The 23,408-nt window shown below is 67.9% G+C and carries 2 protein-coding genes; both read right to left on the bottom strand.

Features of this window, described 5'->3' with window-relative positions:
* Positions 1-12 precede the first annotated feature (12 nt).
* Positions 13-12,405: a non-ribosomal peptide synthase/polyketide synthase gene (locus ACNFHO_RS13485; protein WP_416766641.1), complete on the bottom strand. Its 12,393-nt coding sequence runs from the start codon at positions 12,403-12,405 to the stop codon at positions 13-15.
* Positions 12,405-23,408: an amino acid adenylation domain-containing protein gene (locus ACNFHO_RS13480; protein ID WP_416766640.1), complete on the bottom strand. Its 11,004-nt coding sequence runs from the start codon at positions 23,406-23,408 to the stop codon at positions 12,405-12,407. Before ACNFHO_RS13480 ends, ACNFHO_RS13485 begins: the two co-directional genes overlap by 1 nt.

Below are 23,408 nucleotides of genomic sequence, written 5' to 3'. Positions count from 1 at the left end.
ACCGGTTCCCCTTCACTCAGAAATTAGCTTCTCAAGCTCATCTCCTGTTAAACGTTCCAGGGCCTCCAAGGATTTAGCCAGTTCATCCATCAAAGGATCGTTGCCCACATCCAGTGCTTGCACCGAAGCACTGAACTCGCCCAGGTGCCGCGCGTTGAACAGGGTCTTGAGCGGGACCTCGATGCCCAGGTGCTCGCGAATCCGCACGATCACCTGGGTCGCCAGCAGCGAATGTCCACCGAGGGCGAAGAAGTCATCGTCCAGACCCACCTGCGGTACTTGCAGCACGTCCTTCCAGATCTGCGCCAGTTGTTGTTCGCGCTCGCTGCGCGGTGCCACGTAGCGGGCCTGGGCCAGCTCCGGAGACGGCAGCGCACGACGTTCCAGCTTGCCGTTGGGGCTCAGCGGCAATTGATCGAGCAGCAGCAGGTGCACCGGCACCATGTAGTCCGGCAGCACCGCCCCCAGGCGTTCGCGCAGAGTGGCGCGCAAGGCTTCGGCCGCCGCGTCGTCCGCCACTGGCGTGCTCGGCACCAGATAGCCCGCCAGTTGCAGGCCACCGGCACCCGGCACCGCCAGCACCACCGCTTCGCGCACTTCGTCCTGCTCCATCAGCCGAGCTTCGATCTCGCCCAGCTCGATGCGCAGGCCGCGAATCTTCACCTGATGGTCGATACGCCCCATGTACTCGATCACCCCGTCGGCACGGTAGCGCGCCAGATCACCGGTGCGGTACAACCGCTCGCCGTCACCGAAGGGGCTGGCGACGAAGCGTTCGGCGGTCAGTCCCGGACGACGGTGATAACCGCGCGCCAGGCCGGTGCCGCCCAGGTACAGCTCGCCTACCACGCCCACCGCCACCGGACCGAGACCGGCGTCCAGCACGTAGGTTTGCAAGTTGGCGATCGGCTCGCCGATCGGCACGCTGTCGCGACCCTCTTCCCGGCAGGTCCAATGGGTCACGTCGATGGCCGCTTCGGTCGGGCCATACAGGTTGTACAGCCCGGCATTCGGCAGTTTGTCGAACACCTGGCGCTGGGCATCCACCGGTAGCGCCTCGCCGCTGCAAACGATACGGGTCAGGCTGTCGCAGCCGGCCACCGCCGGGTCGGCAACGAAGGCCTGCAGCATCGACGGCACGAAGTGCAGCGTGGTGATGCGTTCGCGGCGAATCAGCTCGATCAGTTGCGCCGGGTCGCGGTGCAGCCCCGGCGCGGCGACCACCAGGCAAGCGCCGGTCATCAGCGGCCAGAAGAATTCCCACACCGACACGTCGAAGCTGAACGGGGTTTTCTGCAACACCCGGTCCCCAGCAGTCAGGCCATAGGCCTGTTGCATCCAGCACAAGCGGTTGGTCAGCGCACGGTGGCGGTTGCCCGCGCCCTTGGGCTTGCCGGTGGAGCCGGAGGTGTAGATCACGTAGGCCAGGTTCTCGCCAGTGACCTCGATCTCCGGCGCCTGCTCGGCATAACCGCTCAGTGGCTGGTCGAGCAGCAGGCACTCCAGACCCTGCGGCAGCGGCAACTGCTCGCGCAGGTGCGATTGGGTCAGCAGCAGTTCGATGCCGCTGTCCTCGATCATGTAGGCCAGGCGCTCGCGCGGGTATTCCGGGTCCAGCGGCACGTAGGCGCCACCGGCCTTGATCACCGCCAGCAGGGCCACGACCATTTCCACGCTGCGCTCGGCCGCCACGCCCACCAGCACATCCGAGCCCACGCCCGCCGCCTGAAGGCGGTGCGCCCACTGGTTGGCCAGGGCATCGAGCTGGCGGTAGCTGAGCTGACGTTCGCCGAACACCAGCGCCGTGGCGTCCGGCGTGGCCTCGACCTGACGCTGGATCAGCGCCTGGACGCTGTGCTCCAGCGGGTACTCGACTGCGGTGGCGTTCCACACTTCCAACGGCAAGGCACGCTCATGGGCGTCGAGCATCGACACCTCGCCCAAGGCCCGTGTGGCCGACACGGCCAGGCCTTCCAGCAGCAGGCCCAGGTGCGCGGCCAGGCGCTCGATGGTCGCCGCCTCGAAGCTGTCGCCGTCGTAGCTGTAGTGCAGCAGCAGGCTCGCCCCCTGGTTGACCGCCAGGGTCAGCGGGTAGCTGGTCTGCTCGTGGTTGCTCACCGCGTCGAAACGCAGCGCCTCGGGCGCAGCCTGCTCCAGCACTTCGGAGACCGGGAAGTTCTCGAACACCAGCAGCGTGTCGAACAGGGCGCCACCGCCCTGCCCGGCCAGGCGCTGGATCTCGTACAACGGCGCATGCTCGAACTCGCGCAGCGCCAGGTTGCGCGCCTGCACGGCCTGCAGCCAGTCGGCCACGGTCTGTTGCGGGGTCGGCGTGGCGACCACTGGCAAGGTGTTGATGAACAGCCCCATCTGCTGCTCCATGCCCGGCAACTCCGCCGGGCGCCCGGCCACCGTCGCGCCGAAGCACACGCTCGCCTGGCCGGTGTAGCGCTGCAACAGCAACAGCCAGGCCGCCTGTACCAGGGTGTTGAGGGTGACTTTCTGCTCACGGGCAAAGTTCGCCAGGCGCGCAGTGACGGCCTCGTCCACGGCGATACGGTAGTCGCCATGGGCGGCGCCGGCCGCGCGGGGCTCCTGGCGGATGGCACGGGCCAGGTGGGTCGGCTCGTCGAGCTCCGCCAGTTGCTGGCGCCAGAACGCCTCGCACGCCTCGGCGTCCTGCGCCTGCAACCAGGCGATGTAGTCGCGGTAGCGCCCGACAGGCGCGGCGACCGCCTCACCGGCGTAGCGCGCCAGGACTTCGCCGAGCAGCTGCGAATGGCTCCAGCCATCCATCAGGATGTGATGGTGGGTCAACAACAGGTGATGACGGCCCGGCGCCGTGGCGATCAGTTGCACTCGCAGCAGCGGCGCCTGCTCCAGGTCGAAGCCCTGGGCACGCTCGGCCAATGCCAGTGCATCCAGTGCGCCAGCCTGGTCGGCGCGGCCCTGCCAGTCGTGCAGCGCGAACGGCACTTCGACCTGGCGTGCCACCACCTGCAGCGGCTGGCTGAGCCCACCTTGCCAGAGGAAACCGGTACGCAGAATGTCATGGTTGAGCAGCGTAGCCTGCCAGGCATCGCGGAAACGCATCGGCTCCAGCCCGTCGATGTCCACACGCATCTGGTTGACGTAGTCGCCGCTGGCCTGCTCGTAGAGGCTGTGGAACAGCATGCCCTGTTGCATCGGCGACAGCGGATAGAGGTCCTGAATGGTCTGCGCCGCCACTGGCAAGGCGTCCAGCTGGGCCTGGGACAAGCGGGCCAGTGGCACGTCCGAAGGGGTCAGGCCGCCCGCCTGCGGTTGGCAGCAGTGCTCGATCAAGGCCAGCAACGCCTGGGTATAGGCATCGGCCAGGGCCTGGATGGTGTGGCTGTCGAAACGTGCGTCGCTGAAGGTCCAGCCCAGGCTCAACTCGCCATCGAACACCTGGCCGTTGACGCTCAGCGCGTTGGCCAAGGGCGCGTCGGGGTGTTGCTCGGCGCCACGGGCCTCGTCGCAGGGCAGCCAGAACGCCGCCTCGCCGCTGGCGAAACTGGCATCGAACTGGCCCAGGTAGTTGAAGGTGATCGACGGGGTCGGCAGGCCGGCCAATCGCTCGCGCACCTGCGGCGCGGCAAGCTGCGACAGCACGCCAAAGCCCAGGCCTTTGTCAGGGACCGCGCGCAATTGCTCCTTGATCTGCTTGAGCGAGTCGCCCAGGCCTGTGGCCGGGGTCAGGCGCAGTGGGAATACACTGGTGAACCAGCCGACGCTGCGGGTCAGGTCAAGGTGCTCGAACAGGTCTTCGCGGCCATGGCCTTCCAGCTGCACCAGCGCATGGGCCTGGCCGGTCCAGGCGCAGACGACCTGGGCCAGGGCGGTCAGCAGCAGGTCATTGACCTGGGTGCGATAGGCGGCCGGTGCATCCTGCAGCAAGCGGCGGGTCTGCTGCTTGTCCAGTCGCGAGTAGAGCGTGCTGCCGTCGCGATTGCGCTGGCCGCCATCGGCACGGTCCCAGGGCAATTCGGCGCTCAGTTCGCGGCCCTGGGCCTGCCAGTACTCCAGTTGTTCCAGCGCATTCGTGCCGGCGTGCTGGCGCAGTTGCTCGACCCAGTCACGCTGCGAGCTGGTCTTGCCGGGCAGAGCCAGGGGCTTGCCGCTGCTCAGTTGCTCGAAGGCCAGTTGCAGGTCTTCGAACAGGATGCGCCACGACACCCCATCCACCGCCAGGTGGTGGATCACCAGCAACAGGCGCTGGCTGCCGTCCGGCAGGTCCGCCAGTACGGCGCGCAGCAGCGGGCCATCGCCCAGCGACAGGCTGCGCTGGGCCGATTCGGCCAGGGCTTCCAGTTCGTCGGCAGTGTTCAGGGTACGCTGCCAGAGCAGTTCGGTCGGCTGCTCGCCGAGCGGGCGGTAATGCGCCTGCCAGCCGGCCTCGCTTTCGGTGAAGCTCAGGCGCAGCGCATCGTGGTGCGCGACCAGCGCCTGCAATGCCTGCTCCAGGTAACCCGCGTGCAGCGGCTGGGCAGGCTTGAGCAACACCGACTGGTTCCAGTGATGACGCTCGGGGATATCGGTGTCGAAGAACGCTTGCTGGATCGGCAGCAGCGGCATCTCGCCAGTCAAAGGGCCCTGCTCGATCAGTTGCGCACCCTCGCCTTCCTGGGCAACGGTCGCCAGCCCTTGGACGGTCTGGTGCTGGAACAGCGCCTTGGGCGTGAAGCGGATACCCGCCTGACGCGCCCGGCTGACCACCTGGATCGAGATGATCGAATCGCCGCCCAGTTCGAAGAAGTTGTCGGTCACGCCAATCGGCGAAACCTTCAAGACTTCCTCCCAGATCACCACCAGGCGTTTTTCCAGCACGCTGCGCGGCGCTACCTGGCGCGTCGGGGCAGTTGCCTGCGGCGCGGGCAGCGCCTTGCGGTCAAGCTTGCCGTTGGGGGTCAGCGGCAGACGTTCGAGGAACAACCAGTGGGTCGGCACCATGTAGTCCGGCAGGGTCTGTTGCAGGTTGGCTTTCAACACACTGCGCAATTCGCTTTCGTCGGCGCCAAGGTCATTCGCCACCACGTAGGCGACCAGTTGCTGAACGCCATTGAGCTCGACGGCCAACACCGCCGATTCGCGCAACAGGCCCTGGGCCTGCAAACGCGCTTCGATTTCACCCAGCTCGATACGCAGGCCGCGTACCTTCACCTGATGGTCCACACGCCCGGCGTACTCCAGCACGCCGTCTTCGCGGTAGCGCGCCAGGTCGCCGGTGCGGTATAGCCGCGAGCCGTCCGCCGCGAACGGGTCCGGCAGGTATTTCTCGGCGGTCAGCCCCGGACGCAACAGGTAGCCCCGGGTGATGCCCTCGCCTGCCAGGTACAGCTCCGCCGTCGCCCCGACCGGCACCGATTGCAGCTCGCCGTCCAGCAGGTAGCTGGCGGTGTTGTGCAACGGGCGGCCGATGTTGGCCTGCCCGCCCGCTTCGCGGCGGGTCCAGGTCGAATAGGTGGTGTCTTCCGAAGGGCCGTAGAGATCGTAGACATGCTGGATGTGCTCCAGCGCGTAGAGCGCCTCCACCACCGACTGCTTCAGCGGCTCACCCGCCAGGTTGACGATGCGCACGCTCGCCGGTATCTGCCCGGCACGCAGCAGCGCGCTGGCCGCCGACGGCACGCTGTTGATCAGGCGCACCCGATCCCGCGCTGCCAGTTCAGGCAGCTCCAGGGCATTGCGCGCCCCCACGATGAAACCGCCACCGGCCAGGGTCACGAACAGCTCCCACACCGACAGGTCGAAGCAGATCGAGGTGCTGGCCAGCACGCCTTGGATGTCCGCCTGGCTGTAGACCTGCTGCGACCAGGCCACCAGTGCGGCGACGTTGCGATGAGCAATGGCCACGCCTTTCGGGCGGCCAGTGGAGCCGGAGGTGTAGATCACGTAGGCCAGGTTATCGGCCACGGCGCGGGCTGGCAGGTCACTGTCGTCGCCGTCCAGATTCAGCTCATCGAGCAGCACGCTCGCGAACGCGCCATCGACCGCCAGTGCATCGAGCACCGCGCGTTCACTGATCAGTACGCGGGCAGCGCTGTCGTCGAGCATGTAACTGACGCGCTCGGCCGGATAGTCCGGGTCCAGCGGCACATAAGCACCACCGGCCTTGAGCACCGCCAGCAGCGCCACCAGCATCGACATGCCGCGCGGCAAGGCCACGCCGACCCGCACTTCGGGGGCGACACCCAGGCTCACCAGGTGGCGGGCCAGGCGGTTGGCGCGGGCATTGAGGGTGGCGTAGTCCAGTTGCTCATCGCCCCAGATCGCGGCCAACGCCTGCGGCGTGCGACCCACCTGGGCTTCGATCAGGCGATGGATGCACTGGCTGCGGTCGAAGTCCAGGCCATTGGCGTTCCACTGCCGTTCGATACGGGTCCGTTCACGGCCCTCCAGCAAGGTCAACTGGTGCAACGGTGCCTGAGCGTCGGCACAGAACTGCTCCAGCAGGTGCAGCAGGTGACGCGCCACGCCCTCGACGGCGCTGTCGCGCAACTGCGTGCGGTCGTAGTTGAAATGCAGCGTCAGCTCCCGCCCAGCGGCCACCGCCAGGGTCAGCGGGTAGTTGCTTTGCTCGTGGGCACGTACCGCGCTGAAGCGCAGGCTCTGGTCGCCGCCCTGCTCCAGGGCCTCGGCGATGGGGTAGTTCTCGAACACCAACAAGGTGTCGAACAGGCCCTGGCTACCCTGCTCGGCCCACCGCTGGATTTCGAACAACGGTGTGTGCTCGTGCTCGCGCAGGGCCAGGTTGATGCCCTGGACCGTCTGCAACCACTGCGCCAGCGTTTCCTGTGGATCGGGCCCGGCGATCACCGGCAGGGTATTGATGAACAGACCGATCTGCTGCTCGATGCCCTTGAGCTCGGCCGGGCGACCCGCCACGGTGGCGCCGAAGCACACGCTGCGCTGCCCGGTATAGCGCTGCAACAGCAACAGCCAGGCGGCCTGCACCAGCGTGTTGACGGTGACCTTGTGCTGGCGCGCCAGCACGCCGAGGCGCGTCATGGCCTGGGCATCGAGGCTCGCATGATGGTCGGCATAACCGCCCTGCCCGCCAGGCTGCGGTGCCGGCAAGGCACGCGACAGCCAGGTCGGGGCCTGCAGGCCGTCCAGTTGCTGGCGCCAGAACGCCTCGCGGGCCTGCGCCGGCTGCCGCTGCAGCCAGCCGATGTAGTCGCGGTAGTGCCCGGACGGCGCCGCGATGGCCTGGCCGGCATAGCGCTGCAGAACTTCGCCCAGCAATTGCGCGGTGCTCCAGCCGTCCATCAGGATGTGATGGCTGGTGAAGATCAGGTGATGGCTGTTGGCACCGTTGCCCACCAGCAACAGACGCAGCAACGGCGCCTGCTCCAGGTCGAAACCTTGCTCACGGGCTTCGCGTGCCAAGGCATCGAGCCGTGCACTGTCCGGCACTTGACCATCCCAGCGCACCTCGGTGAACGGCACCTGCACCTGACGCTGCACCACCTGCAGCGGCCGGGTCAGCTCGCCCTGCCAGCGCAAGCCGGTGCGCAGGATCGCGTGGGCCTCGATGGTGGCCTGCCAGGCGGCCCGGAAGCGCACCACATCCAAGCCCTGCACATCGGCGCGCATCTGGTTGATGTAGTCACCGCCCGCCTGGTCATAGAGCGAGTGGAACAACATGCCGTGCTGCATCGGCGACAACGGGTAGATGTCCTCGACGGTGCTGGCGTCCAGTTGCAGCGCATCCAGGCCGGCCTGGTCCAGCTCGGCCAGCGGCACATCGGACGGGGTCAGCCCGGCGTGGCCGGCCTCGGTGCAGTGCTCGACCAGGGCGCTGAGTGCCTCGCGGTAGGCATCGGCCAGGCCTTGCACAGTGGCGACTTCGAGCATCTGCGGACTGAAGGTCCAGCTCAGGCTCAACTGGCCGTCGTACACCTGGCCATTGAGGGTCAGCCAGTTGCCCAGTTGCGCAGCATCGCCCTGCTCGCGGCCACGGGCCTCGCCACTGGGGCGCAGCACTGCCTGTTGCGGGTCGAAGCTGGCGTCGAACTGGCCAAGGTAGTTGAAGGTGATACGCGGCTGCGGCAGCGCCTGCAGCGCCGCACGATCATCGGCGCTGCCAAGGTAACGCAGCACGCCGAAGCCCAAGCCCTTGTCGGGCACTGCGCGCAGTTGCTCCTTGACGCGCTTGATCGCGCTGTCCAGGTCGGCGCAGTGATCCAGGCGCACCGGGAACAGGCTGGTGAACCAGCCAACGGTACGGGTCAGGTCGATGTCGTCGAACAGCTCCTCGCGGCCATGGCCTTCAAGCTGTACCAAGGCACTGTCGCTCCCGCACCAGGGCGCCACGACCCGTGCCAGGGCGGTCAGCAGCAGGTCGTTGACCTGGGTGCGATAGGCCGCCGGTGCCTCTTGCAGCAGGCGCCGGGTGGTCTCGGCATCCAGCCGGGTGTGCACGGTGTGGGCCAGGGCGTTGGCCAGCGAGCCCTGCGGGTCGTTCACCGGCAAGTCGCGCGGTGCGCCGGCCAGTGCCGTCTGCCAATAGGCCATCTGCCCGCGCATATCGCCCTCGGCCGCAGCCGCCAGGCGCTCGGCCCAGGCCTTGAGCGAGCTGGTCTTGGCCGGCAGCACGCACGGCTGGCCAGCGTCCAGTTGCGTCAGCGCCTGTTGCAGGTCATCGAACAGGATGCGCCAGGAAATACCATCGACCACCAGGTGGTGGATGACCAGCAGCAGACGTTGGCTGCCGTCGGCGAGCTGCGCCAGCACCGCGCGCAGCAGCGAACCGTCCTCCAGCGCCAGGCTGCCCTGCGCGCGGTCGGCCAGGGCCTCCAGCGCAGCGTCGTCCTCGGCCTCGGCCTGCCACAGCAAGGCCGACTGCTGGTAGAGCGCCTGCATCGCCTCTGGGGTTCGGAAGTAGGCGCCCTGGGCGCCGAACGACAGGCGCAGGGCATCGTGGTGGTTCACCAGTTGGCTCAGGGCTGCGGTCAGCGTCTCGACCGACAAGGCGCGGGCGGGCTTGAGCCAGACCGACTGGTTCCAGCGCGCAGGTTCTTCAGGCAACGCGGCGAAAAACGCCTGCTGGGCCGGCAGCAGCGGCAGGCTGCCGTGCACCGGGGCCTGGTCGATGACCAGCCCCTGCCCGCCCAGCTCGGCGACCTGGGCCAGGGCGCGGATGGTCTGGTGCTGGAACAGTTGTTTGGGGGTGAAGCGAATACCCGCCTGCCGCGCACGGCTGACCAGCTGGATGGAGACGATCGAGTCGCCGCCCAGTTCGAAGAAGTTGTCGGTCACACCCAGCGCCTGGCACTTCAGCACGTCCTGCCACAGCGCGTGCAGGCGCAGTTCCAGGTCGTTGGCCGGTGCGACCTGCTCGCTGCCCGCGTTGGCTTCAGGCAGCGGCAACGCCTTGCGGTCGAGCTTGCCGTTGCTGGTCAGCGGGAACGCGTCCAGCAGCAACAGGTGGTTGGGCACCATGTAGGCAGGCAGCTGCCCTTGCAGCGCCTCGCGCAGGGCCACCGCCAATGGCTCGTCCTGGCCCGGTTCGGGCACCACGTAGGCCAGCAACTGCTGCTCACGCGCCAGCACCAGCGCCTGTCGGACACCCGGCAGCGCGACCAGGCGCGCCTCGATCTCGCCCAGCTCGATGCGCAGGCCGCGGATCTTCACCTGATGGTCGATACGCCCGAGGTAGTCGATCACCCCGTCGTCGGCCTGGCGCACCAGGTCGCCACTGCGGTACAGGCGCGCGCCGGGTCGGCTGGAGAACGGATCGGGGACGAAACGCTCGGCGGTCAGCGCCGGGCGCTGGTGGTAACCGCGCGCCAGGCCTTCGCCACCGATGCACAGCTCGCCGGCGGCGCCCGCCGGACACACCTGCAACGCCTCGCCCAGCACGTAGGCGCTGGCATTGTCGATCGGCATGCCCAGCGGCACTACCGCCCCTGACAGCACGGCCGGGACTTCGCACGCGGTGCTGTCGATGGTCGCCTCGGTCGGGCCATAGAGGTTGACCAGGCGCCCTTGCCAGCGCTCGCGCAGCTGTGCACACAACTGCGCACTCAGGGCCTCGCCGCCGCACAGCACGGTGCGCAGGCTGGCCAATTGCTCAGGGCGCGCCTGCGGCAGCATCGCCTGCAACAGCGACGGCGCCGATTGCAGCACGGTGATGCCGTGCGCCTGAACTTGCTCCCAAAGTTGCGCCAGCGACTCATCCTGCCCCGGCGCCGCCAGTACCAGGCGCGCGCCGCAGATCAGCGGCAACCAGAACTCCCACACCGACGCATCGAAGCTGATCGCGGTCTTCTGCAGCACGCGGTCCTCGGCCGTCAGCGGCAAGCACTCGCGCATCCATGCCATGTGGTTGCCAAGGCCGGCATGCCGCACCGCCACGCCCTTGGGCTGGCCGGTGGAGCCGGAGGTGTAGATCAGGTAGGCCAGGTGCTCGCCATCCACCGCAACCTGCGGCGCGATGAAATCGCCATCCTGCACCGCGCTCGCAGGCGCGAGCGCCAGCACGTCCAGGCCCTGCGGCAGTGGCAGTTGCGTCAGCAGGGCTGGCTGGGCGAGCAGCAGGCCGATGCCGCTGTCGTCGAACATGTAGGCCAGGCGCTCGGCAGGATAGGCCGGGTCGAACGGCACATAGGCCGCACCGGCCTTGAGCACGGCCAACAGCGCCACCACCAGCTCCAGGCTGCGTTCGGCAGCGATGCCCACTCGCACCTCGGGACCGACGCCACGGGCGATCAGCTCACGTGCCAGACGATTGGCCCGCGCGTCGAGTTCGGCATAACTGTACTGCTGCCCGGCGCAGACCACGGCGACGGCCTGCGGCGTGCGCTCGGCCTGGGCCTGCACTTGCAGGTGCACCGGGCGGGCATCGGCATGCACCACCTGCGGCCCCTGGGCACGCAAGCGCACCTGCTCGGTTTCGGCGGCGCTCATCAGCGCCAGCTCGGCGCAACGCTGGTCAGGCTCGGCGACGATGGCCGCGAGCAGCGTTTGCCAGTGAGCGACCAGGCGCTGCACGGTGCCGCGCTCGAACAGGTCGGTGGCATAGGTGAAGGCGGCGATCAGCGCGTCGTCGGACTCATGGGTTTCCAGGGTCAGGTCGAACTGCGCGGTGGGGTTGTCCCAGGCCACCCCTTCGACGCGCAGGTCACTGCCAGGTGCGGCCTGGGCCTGGCCGCGCGCCGGGGCACTGCGCTGGTGGTTGAACATGACCTGGAACAGCGGCGCATGGCTGAGGCTGCGTTGCGGTTGCAGGGCTTCGACCAGTTGCTCGAACGGCAGGTCCTGATGCTCCTGGGCGCGCAACGCGGTGTGCTTGACCTGCTCGAGGAAGGCGCGGAACGGCTGCTGCCCGTCGATCTCGGCGCGCAGCACCTGGGTGTTGACGAAGAAGCCGAGCAACCCCTCGGTTTCCGGGCGGTTGCGGTTGGCCACCGGCACCCCGACACGGATGTCGTGCTGACCGCTGTAGCGGTGCAGGAACAGTTGGAAGCTTGCCAGCAACAGCATGAACAGGGTCGCGCCCTGCCCCTGGGCCAGGCTGCGCAGTTGACGGCTGAGGTCGGCATCGAGGCTCACCTCCAGGCGCTCGCCACGCAGGCTCTGCACTGCCGGTCGCGGACGGTCGCCCGGCAGCGCCAGCAGTGGCTGCTCGCCACCCAGTTGCTCACGCCAGTAGTGCAACTGGCGCTCGCGCTCGCCGGCTTCCATCCAGTGCCGCTGCCAGATCGCATAGTCGGCGTACTGGATCGGCAGCGCCGCTGCCACTGGGACCTGCCCCTGGCTGAATGCACCGTAGGCCCGCACCAGTTCGCCGATCATGATCTGGATCGAGGCGCCGTCGGCGATGATGTGGTGCTGGACGATGGCCAGCACATGGTCGTGCTCACCCACCTTCAGCAGGCTGGCACGCACCAGCGCGCCGTCGAACAGGTCGAACACCTGCTGGGTCAGGGCTTCGACCCGGGCCTTGATGCAGGCATCCAGCGCCGCATCGCCCGGGGTGCCGGAAACCAGTTGCTCATGCGCCAGGGGTAGCCCCGCGGGCGGCAGGATACGCTGGCTCAGGCGCCCGTCCTGCTCGGCAAAGCGGGTGCGCAGGCTTTCATGGCGCTGCTCCAGCCAGTCGAGGCTGCGCTGCAGGGCGTCGATGTCCAAGTGGCCGCGCAGACGCAGCACGGTCGCCAGGTTATAGGCGGTGCTGCCAGGGTCCATCTGCCAGAGGAACCATTGACGCTCCTGGGCGTAGGACACCGGCAGCGTGTCGAAGGCTGACTGCACCTGCGGGATCGGCAGGTTGGCCGGGGACACCCCCTCCGCCAGCATCTTCTCCAGGTACAGGCGGCGCTTTTCCAGCGGCAGGGTAATGAAGCGCTGCGCGATTCTCAGGGCTGCTTGGGTTTCCATCAAACTTCCTCCATTTCGTCAAGCAGCCATTCGAGCTTGCTCAATTTCGATTCATCCACCACCTGCCCACCTGCCTGGCCCAGCGCCTCGGCGAACTGCTCCAGCACCGGCGCCTGGAACACCAGCTGCGGCGACAGCTTCAGGCCCAGCGCCAATTGCAGGCGCGAGACCACGCTGACGGCCAGCAACGAATGCCCGCCCAACTCGAAGAAGTGGTCGTGCACCCCGACCTGCTCCAGTTGCAGCACCTGCTGCCAGACCTCGGCGACCTGGCGTTCCAGGTCGGTACGTGGCGCCTGGTATACCTGGCGTGAAGCGCTGGCGTCGACGGCCGGCAAGGCCTTGCGGTCGAGCTTGCCGTTGGGGGTCAACGGCATGCGTTCAAGCACCTGGATATGCGCCGGCACCATGTAGACCGGCAGCCGCTCGGTCAGGCACTGGCGCAGCGCCTCGCGCAGACCGTCGCTGCCCGCCTCGGCGGCCTCCAGCGGCACCACGTAGCCCACCAGCTGTGCGCCGCCCGCGCCGTCGCGGGCAATCACCACGGCCTCGCGGACCTGCGGATGGTCCTGCATCAGGGCCTGGATCTCGCCCAGCTCGATGCGGAAGCCGCGGATCTTCACCTGATGATCCAGGCGTGCGAGGTACTCCAGGGTGCCATCGGCCAGGTGGCGCACCAGGTCGCCCGTGCGGTACAGCCGCGAGCCATCGTCGGCGAACGGATGTGGCACGAAGCGCTCGGCGCTCAGTGCCGCGCGGCCGTGGTAGCCGCGGGCCAGGCCCTCGCCACCGATCAGCAGCTCACCGGCCACGCCCGGCGCCACCGGTTGCAGATCGGGGCCGACGACGAACAAGGTGGTATTGCCGATGGCCTCGCCCAGCAGCGGTGCCGGCTGTGTGGCATCCAGGCGTCGCCGTGCCGACCAGATGGTGGTCTCGGTGGGGCCATACAGGTTCCACACTTCGCCCCCTAGGGCGAGCATGCGCAGGCTCAGTTCCGGTGCCAGCGCCTCGCCCCCGCAGAGCATGCGGCAACCGCGCAGCAGCTCGGCCTGCGGGTTGTCGAGCAGCATGCGCCAGGTCGACGGCGTGGCCTGTACCACGTTCACGGCCTGCTCGCGCACCACCTCCAGCAGTTGCTCGGGATCGCGTGCAGCCTGGCGATCCACCAGCACCACACGTGCGCCGCGCACCAGCGGCAGGAAGATTTCCAGGCCGAAGATATCGAACGAGAAGGTGGTCAGCGACAGCACCCGGTCTTGCGCCTGCAACCCTGGCGCTGCCGCCATGCTGTCGAGGAAGTTGCCAAGCCCCCGGTGCGGGACCATCACCCCCTTGGGCCGCCCGGTGGAGCCGGAGGTGTAGATCACGTAGGCCAGGTGGTCGTCAGCCACCGCTACCTGCGGGTCATGTGCCGCCAGCGCGTCCAGCGCATCCGACTCCGCTGCCAGCAGCATCTGTTGTACGCCCTGAGGCAGGGTGCGCCGTTCGGCCAGGTGGGGCTGGGTCAGCAGCAGGCCGATACCGCTGTCCTGGATCATGTAGTCCAGGCGCTCTTCGGGGAAGTCCGGGTCCAGTGGCACGTAGGCGCCACCGGCCTTGAGCACGGCCAGCAGTGCGACCAGCATTTCCAGGCCGCGGTCCAGGCACAGCCCCACCAGGCGGTCTGGCCCCACGCCCCGGGCGATCAGCCCATGGGCCAGGCGATTGGCGCGCAGGTTGAGCTCGGCATAGCTGATCGATTCAGCGCCATGAACTGCGGCGATAGCCTGGGGCTGGGCCTGAGCCATGGCCTCGAACTGGCGGTGCACTGGCAGCCAGGTCACATCGTGTCCGACCTGGCCGCTCCAGTCGTGCAGCACCTGGCGGCGCAGGGCCGCTGGCAGGCTGTCGACCTCGCCCAGCGGGCGTTCGGCATCTTCGACCAGGGCGTCGAGAATCTGCGCCAGTTGCGCTGCCAGCCCAGCGATCTGCGCCGGGGTGAAGCACTGCGGGTCGAAGCTGTATTGCAGGCTCAGTTGCTCGCCGGCGTTGACCAGCAGGGTCAAGGGGTAGTTGGTCTGTTCGAGGTTGTCGATGGCGCCGAAGCGCAGGCCATCCGGTGCACGCGCCTGCAGCACGTCCGACACCGGGTAGTTCTCGAACACCAGCAGGCTGTCGAACAGGGCTTCACCGCCCTGCCCGGCCCAGCGCTGGATATCGAACAGCGGCGTGTATTCATGCTCGCGCAGACTCAGGTTCTGCGCTTGCAGGCCCTGCAGCAGGCTGGCAACACTGTGCTGGGCATGCAGGGTCAGCGCCACCGGCAAAGTGTTGATGAACAGGCCAACCTGCTGCTCGACCCCCGCCAGCTCCGACGGGCGCCCCGCCACCGTGGCACCGAAGCACACGGTCTGCTGCCCTTGGTGGCGCTGCAACAGCAGCGCCCAGGCCGCTTGCAGCACGGTGTTGAGGGTGACTTTCTGCTCGCGGGCAAATGCCGCCAGGCGCGCGCTGCGCTGGGCATCGAACACCTGGTCGTGCTGGGCGTGGGCCTGCTCATCGCTGGCAGGCGTGGCGCCACGGAACACTTGGGCCAACAGGGTCGGCTCGTCCAGCTCGGCCAGTTGCGCGCGCCAGAAGTCCTGGTTGCCCTGCTGATCCTGGCGAGCCAGCCAGTCGATGTAGTCGCGGTAGCGTCCGCGCGGCGCCTCCTGTGCCTGGCCGTTGTAGTGCTGCAGCACTTCGGACAGCACCTGCGCGTGGCTCCAGCCATCCATCAGGATGTGGTGATAGGTGTAGATGAAGTGGTGACGGCCTTGGCCAAGGTCCACCAGCAGCAGACGCAACAGCGGCGCACTGGCCAGTTCGAAGCCCTGCTGGCGCTGGGCATCGGCCAGGGCCTGGAGGGCCGGGGCTGGCGCGTCCAGGTCACGCAGGTCATGGACGCTGAAAGGCACCTCGACCTGCTGGCGAACCACCTGCAGCGGCTGGGCCAGATCGCCTTCCCAGACGAAGGCGGTGCGCAGGATGTCGTGGGCCTGCACCGTGGCCTGCCAGGCGGCATGGAAGCGCTGCGGGTCCAGGCCATCGATGTCGACACGCATCTGGTTGATGTAGTCGCCGCTGGCCTGCTCGTAGAGGCTGTGGAACAGCATGCCCTGCTGCATCGGCGACAGTGGGTAGAGGTCCTGGATCGTCTGCGCCGCCACCGGCAGGGCATCGAGCTGGGCCTGATCGAGCCCGGCCAGGGGGAAATCCGAGGGCGTCACGCCGGCGACGCCGACCGTGCAGCAATGGCCGACCAAGGCCACCAGCTCGCGCTGGTAGTCCTCGGCCAGACGCTGCAGCGTGGCGATATCGAAGCGCTCGCGGCTGAAGGTCCAGCTGATCTGCAAGCGCCCGTCGAACACCTGGCCGTTGAGGTTGAGCCAGTTGTCCAGCGGCGCCTCGGGTGAATGCTCGGCGCCACGGTTCTCCCCGGCAGGCAGCCAGGCAGGCGACTCGTCGGCAAAGCTGGCATCGAGCTGGCCGAGGTAGTTGAAGGTGATGCGCGGGGTCGGCAGCGCACGCAGGGCGTCGCGCACCGAGGCGTCGCCCAGGTGACGCAGCACACCGAAGCCCAGGCCGTTATCAGGGATCGCGCGCAGTTGCTCCTTGATCTGCTTGAGCGAGTCGCCCAGGCCTGCCGCCGGGGTCAGGCGCACCGGGAATACACTGGTGAACCAGCCGACGCTGCGGGTCAGGTCGAGGTGCTCGAACAGGTCTTCGCGGCCATGGCCTTCCAGTTGCACCAGGGCGTGGTCGTGGCCAGTCCAGCGGCAGATCACACGGGCCAGGGCCGTCAGCAACAGGTCGTTGATACGGGTGCGGTAGGCGGCGGGCGCCTGCTGCAACAGTTGGCGGGTCTGCTCGGCATCCAGTGTGCTATGCACCGTCACGCCGTCGCAGTTGCGATTGGCGCCGTCCAGGCGCTGGCACGGCAGGCTGTCGTGGGCGCCTTCTAGGGTTGTACGCCAGAAGTCCAGCGACTGCTGCAGGCGCGAGCTTTGCGCGGCGCGTTGCAGTTCGCCGGCCCAGTCGCGCTGCGAGCTGGTTTTGCCCGGCAGGGCCAGGGGCTTGCCGCTGCTCAGTTGCTCGAAGGCCAGTTGCAGGTCTTCGAACAGGATGCGCCACGACACACCATCCACCGCCAGGTGGTGGATCACCAGCAACAGGCGCTGGCTGCCGTCCGGCAGATCGGCCAGTACGGCGCGCAGCAGCGGGCCATCGCCCAGCGACAGGCTGCGCTGGGCCGATTCGGCCAGGGCTTCCAGTTCGTCGGCAGTGTTCAGGGCGCGCTGCCAGAGCAGCTCGGTTGGCTGCTCGTTAAGCGGCCGGTAATGCGCCTGCCAGCCGGTCTCGCTTTCGGTGAAGCTCAGGCGCAGCGCATCGTGGTGTGCAACCAGTGCCTGCAATGCCTGCTCCAGGTAACCCGCGTGCAGCGGCTGGGCCGGTTTGAGCAGCACCGACTGGTTCCAGTGGTGACGCTCGGGGATATCGGTGTCGAAGAACGCTTGCTGGATCGGCAAAAGCGGCATCTCGCCAGTTAGCGGGCCCTGCTCGATCAGTTGCGCACCCTCGCCTTCCTGGGCCACGGTCGCCAGCCCTTGGACGGTCTGGTGCTGGAACAGCGCCTTGGGCGTGAAGCGGATACCGGCCTGACGCGCCCGGCTGACCACCTGGATCGAGATGATCGAATCGCCGCCCAGCTCGAAGAAGTTGTCGGTCACGCCAATCGGCGAAACCTTCAGCACTTCCTCCCAGATCGCCACCAGGCGTTTTTCCAGCACGCTGCGCGGTGCCACCTGGCGTGCCGGGGCAGTTGCCTGCGGCGCGGGCAGCGCCTTGCGGTCAAGCTTGCCATTTGGCGTCAGCGGCAGGCGTTCGAGGAACAACCAGTGGGTGGGCACCATGTAGTCGGGCAAGGTCTGCTTGAGCCAGGCCTTGAGCGGCTCGGCATTGTCGTGCAGCGCGGAGGCGACGACATAACCCACCAGCTGGGTGCTCAGCTCGCCCTGATGCGCGATCACTGCCACTTCACGCACGTCGGCATGAGCCTGCAAACGCGCTTCGATTTCACCCAGCTCGATACGCAGGCCACGTACCTTCACCTGATGGTCCACACGCCCGGCGTACTCCAGCACGCAGTCTTCGCGATAGCGCGCCAGGTCACCGGTGCGGTACAGCCGCGAGCCGTCCGCCGCGAACGGGTCCGGCAGGTATTTCTCGGCGGTCAGCCCCGGACGCAGCAGGTAGCCACGGGTGATGCCCTCGCCTGCCAGGTACAGCTCCGCCGTCGCCCCGACCGGCACCGATTGCAGCTCGCCGTCCAGCAGGTAGCTGGCGGTGTTCTGCAACGGGCGGCCAATGTTGGCCTGGCCACCCGCTTCGCGGCGGGTCCAGGTCGAATAGGTGGTGTCTTCCGAAGGGCCGTAGAGGTCGTAGACATGCTGGATGTGCTCCAGCGCGTAGAGCGCCTCCACCACCGACTGCTTCAGCGGCTCACCCGCCAGGTTGACGATGCGCACGCTCGCCGGTATCTGCCCGGCACGCAGCAGCGCGCTGGCCGCCGACGGCACGCTGTTGATCAGGCGCACCCGATCCCGCGCTGCCAGTTCAGGCAGCTCCAGGGCATTGCGCGCCCCCACGATGAAACCGCCACCGGCCAGGGTCACGAACAGCTCCCACACCGACAGGTCGAAGCAGATCGAGGTGCTGGCCAGCACGCCTTGGATGTCCGCCTGGCTGTACACCTGCTGCGACCAAGCCACCAACGCGGCGACGTTGCGATGAGCAATCGCCACGCCTTTCGGGCGGCCAGTGGAACCGGAGGTGTAGATCACGTAGGCCAGGTTATCGGCCACGGCGTGGGCTGGCAGGTCACTGTCGTCGCCGTCCAGCGTCAGCTCATCGAGCAATACGCTCGCGAATGCACCGTCCACCGCCAGTGCATCGAGCACGGAGCGTTCGCTGATCAGCACGCGGGCGGCGCTGTCGTCGAGCATGTAGCTGACACGCTCGGCCGGGTAGTCCGGGTCCAGCGGTACGTAGGCGCCACCGGCCTTGAGCACTGCCAGCAGCGCTACCAGCATCGACATGCCGCGCGGCAAGGCAACACCGACCCGCACTTCGGGGCCGACACCCAGGCTCACCAGGTGGCGAGCCAGGCGGTTGGCGCGGGCATTGAGGGTGGCGTAGTCCAGTTGCTCATCGCCCCAGATCGCCGCCAACGCCTGCGGCGTGCGACCCACCTGGGCTTCGATCAGGTGATGGATGCACTGGCTGCGGTCGAAGGCCAGGCCGTTGGCATTCCACTGGCGTTCGATGCGCTCGCGCTCGCTGTCCTCGAGCATCGCCAGCTCGCCGACGCGCTGCTCTGGCGCTGCGACGATCGCCTGCAACAGGTTCAGCCAGTGCTGCGACAAGCGCTCGATGGTCTCTGGCAGGAACAGGTCGGTGGCGTAGGTCCAGATCGCCGACCACGCCGTACCCGACTCGAATGTATTGAGGGTCAGGTCGAACTGCGCGGTGTGGCTGTCCCACGCCAGCGCCTCGACCTGCAGGCCCGGCACCTGCACCATGGACGCCTCGGCGGCGCGCTCGCCCTGGTGGTTGAACATCACCTGGAACAGCGGACTGTGGCTCAGGCTGCGCTCAGGGTGCAGGGCCTCGACCAGTTGCTCGAACGGCAGGTCCTGATGGGCCTGGGCTTCCAGGGCGCTGTCGCGGACCTGTTCGAGCAGGCGGGTGAAGGCCATGCCCGGCTCGACCTCGGCGCGCAGGACCTGGGTGTTGACGAAGAAGCCGATCAGGCGCTCGGTCTCCAGGCGGTTGCGGTTGGCCACCGGCACGCCGACGCGGATATCACCCTGGCCACTGTAGCGGTGCAACAGCACCTGGAACGCGGCCAGCAGCAGCATGAACGGCGTCACCCGCAGCTCACGCGCCCGCTGTTGCAGGCCCTGGGCCAGGTTGTCCGGCAGCGCCAGCGCAAGCTGCGCGCCACGGAACGACTGTTCGGCCGGGCGTGGATGATCGGTAGGCAGTTGCAGGAACTGCTCGCCGGCAAGGCGTTCGGTCCAGTAGCCGAGCTGACGCTCGCGCTCGCCGGCCTCCATCCACTGCCGCTGCCAGATCGCATAGTCGGTGTACTGCAGCGGCAATACCGGCAGCGTGGGCGCTTCGCCCTGGCTGAAGGCGGCGTAGCATTGCACCAGTTCCTCGACCAGCACCTGCATCGACCAACCATCGGAGACGCTGTGATGCTGGGTGACGACCAACACATGGTCGTCCTGCGCCACACGCAGCAGGCGCACACGCAACAGCGGCCCCTGCTCCAGGTCGAACACCTGGGCCACCTCGGCCTGCACCCGTGCGGCCAATTCGGCCTCGGCGACCGTTTCGATCGGCAGCGCCAGCGGTACGGCGGCGTGAATGTGCTGCTGTGCACCCTGCGGCGTCTGGACGAACGTGGTACGCAGCGACTCGTGACGCGCCAGCAGGCTGTCGAAGCTGCGCTGCAACGCGGGCACATTCAGCGCGCCGCGCAGGCGCAAGGCGCTGGGGATGTTGTAGGCGCTGCTGCTCGGGTCGAGTTGCCAGAGGAACCACTGGCGTTCCTGGGCGTAGGACAGCGGCGCCAGCTCGCCACGCGGTACTGGCAGCAGCGCAGGCTGTGCGGCGTCTGCGGTTGGCGTGAGGCTGGCGACGAACGCCTGCAGGGTGGTCTGTTCGAACAGAGTGCGCAGCGCCACTTGCAGGCCCAGCCCGTGACGCAGGCGCGACACCACCTGGGTGGCCAGCAGCGAATGCCCGCCCAGGGCAAAGAAATCGTCCTGCAGACCGACCCGCTCGACCTCCAGCACCTGCTGCCAGATTTGCGCGACTTGCTGCTCCAGCGCCGTGCGCGGGGCCTGGTAATCCTCCTGGCGCAGGGTCGGGGCCGGCAGCGCCGCGCGGTCGAGCTTGCCGTTGAGGGTCAGCGGCAGGCTGTCCAGGCACAGGATATGCGCTGGCAGCATGTATTCCGGCAGGTCGGCCTTGAGGCCGCTGCGCAGGCGCTCGACAAGCGCCGACGCCTCGCCGCTGCCCTGCTGCGCCACCACATAGGCCACCAACTGCGTACCGGCACTGCCGTCGCGAGCGAGCACCACCGCCTCGCGCACGCCCGGCAGTTGCAGCAAGCGGGCCTCGATCTCGCCCAGCTCGATGCGGAAACCACGGATCTTCACCTGCTGGTCGATACGACCGACGTACTCGATCACCCCGTCGTTGCGGTAGCGCGCCAGGTCACCGGTGCGGTACAAGCGCCCGCCATTGCCGAACAGGTCGGGCACGAAGCGCTGGGCGCTGAGGTCGCTGCGGCGATGATAGCCGCGCGCAAGCCCGGCTCCGCCGACATACAGTTCGCCGATGCATCCCGGCGCGACCGGCTCCAGCTGGCCGTCGAGCAGGTACCAGGACAGGTCGTCGATCGGCTCGCCGATCGGGCTGCTGGCCGCCCCTTCGAGATCACGCGGGCTCAGCGGACGGTAGGTGACATGCACGGTGGTTTCGGTGATGCCGTACATGTTCACCAGGCGCGGCCCCTGCGCAGCGAAATGCCCGTACCACGGGCGCAGCGCCTGCACCTCCAGGGCCTCGCCACCAAAGATCACCTGGCGCAGGGCACCGAGCTCGGCGGCGTCGCGCGTGCAGGCCACCTGCATCAGTTGCTTGAACGCCGAAGGGGTCTGGTTCAGTACCGTGACGCCTTCGCGGTGCAGCAGCGCATGGAAATCCTCGGTGCTGCGGCAGGTCTCGTGCGGCACGATCACCAGGCGCCCGCCATGCATCAGGGCGCCAAAGATCTCCCACACCGAGAAGTCGAAGGCGTAGGAGTGGAACAGCGTCCAGACATCGTCGGCACCGAAGTGGAACCAGCGCTCGGTGGCGGCGAACAGGCGCATGACGTTGTCATGGGGCAGCAGCACGCCCTTGGGCTGGCCGGTGGAACCGGAGGTGTAGATGACATAGGCGAGCTGGCGCGGATCGCAGGCCAGCTGCGGCGCGCCGGGGTCGGCAAGCGGCTGTGGCGACAGCGGCTCCAGCATCAGCTGGCGCACGTCCTGCGCACCCTGCACACGTGCCGCCAGGTGCGGCTGCACCAGCAGCAGGGTGATGCCGCTGTCGGCCATCATGTAGGCCAGACGCTGGGCCGGCGCGCTGGGGTCCATGGGCACATAGGCAGCACCTGCCTTGAGCGTGGCGAGAATGGCCACGATCATTTCCAGGCTGCGCTCGACCACCAGGCCGACCCGCACCTCAGGGCCGACACCCTGCGCCAGCAGGCGATGGGCCAGGTGGTTGGCCTGGGCTTCGAGCTGGCCGTAGCTGAGCTGGCGATCATCCAGCGTGACCGCGATGGCCTCGGGACGCAGGCGCGCCTGCTCCTCGATGCGCTGGTGAATGCACTGCTGCACCGGATACTCAGCCGGACGCGGATTCCACTCGGCGATGATGTCCGCGCGCTCCTGCGCAGTGAGCAACGGCACCTGCACCAGGGGCGTATCCGGCGCTGCGACCATCTGCCCGAGCAGTTGCAGCCAGTGCCGCGCCATGCGCTCGACGGTGGCCCGCTCGAACAGGTCGGTGGCGTAGGTGAAGGCTGCCGACAGCTGCTCGCCAGCCTCGGCGGTGTCCAGGGTCAGGTCGAACTGCGCGGTGACCGTGCGCACGTCCAGCCCCTCGATGTGCAAGCCCGGCAGGCGCAGCGCCGAGGCACCATCGCCGCCAAGGTGGTTGTGCATGACCTGGAACAGCGGATTGACCCCGGCATTGCGCTCCGGCGCCAGGGCCTCGACCAGTTGCTCGAACGGCAGCGCCTGGTGAGCCTGGGCGCCGAGCACCGCCGTACGCACCTGCTGCAGCAGTTCACGGAAGGTATTCTGCGGGTCGATGCTGACATCCAGCACCTGGGTGTTGATGAAGAAGCCGATCAGCGCCTTGGTATCGGGGTGCTGACGGTTGGCCACCGGCACGCCGACGCGGATCTCGCGCTGGCCGCTGTAGCGGTGCAACAGCAACTGGAAGCTGGCCAGCAGGAGCATGAACGGCGTCATCCCCTGCGACTGGGCCAGGCTGCGCAGGCCTCGCTGCAACTCGCCCGGCAGCGTTACCGCCAGGCGTTCGCCGCGATGGCTGGGCTGCTGCGGGCGCGGGTGATCGAGCGGCAACTCCAGCACCGGTTGCTCGCCGCCCAAACGCGCAGCCCAATAGCCCAGCTGGCGTTCGCTCTCCCCCGCCTCCATCCAGGCCTGCTGCCAGATCGCGTAGTCGGCGTACTGGATCGATGCCGCCGCCAACGTAGGTTCGCCACCGCCGCTGAAAGCCGCATAGGCGTGTACCAGTTCCTCGACCAGCACCTGCATCGACCAGCCGTCGGAGACGATGTGGTGCTGGGTCATTACCAGCACATGGTCGTCATCGGCCAGACGCAGCAGGTCGACCCGCAACAGCGGGCCCTGCTGCAAGTCGAACAGCGCCTGGGTGCGGACCTCGACGAAGTCGCGCACGGCCTGCTCGGTATCGGCGCCGGCATCAACGGGCAGGTGCTGCAGCGGCAGCTCGAAGGCCGATGCCGGCGCCTCGATCACCTGGCACACGCCCTCGGCCGTCTCGACGAAGCGTGTGCGCAGCGATTCGTGCCGCCCCAGCAGCCACTGGAAGCTGCGGGCCAGGGCCGGCACATCCAGCGTGCCCTTCAGGCGCAGGGCACTGGGGATGTGGTAGGCACTGCTGTGCGGCTCCAGTTGCCAGAGGAACCACTGGCGCTGCTGGGCGTAGGACAGCGGGATAACATCGAGGCCTTCACGGGCCGCCGGGATCGGCAACTGCCCCAGGGTCAGGCCCTTGCCGGCCAGCTTTTCCAGGAAGGCCCTGCGCTGTGACAGCGGCAACCTGATGAATCGCTGAACCAGCGCGATGTTATCCATTACAGCCAT

It is taken from the genome of Pseudomonas sp. NY15374 (assembly GCF_048068255.1).
GTDB lineage: Bacteria > Pseudomonadota > Gammaproteobacteria > Pseudomonadales > Pseudomonadaceae > Aquipseudomonas > Aquipseudomonas machongensis.
Note: the sequence above shows the minus strand (reverse complement) of the source record. Positions and strands in the feature narration are given on the sequence as shown.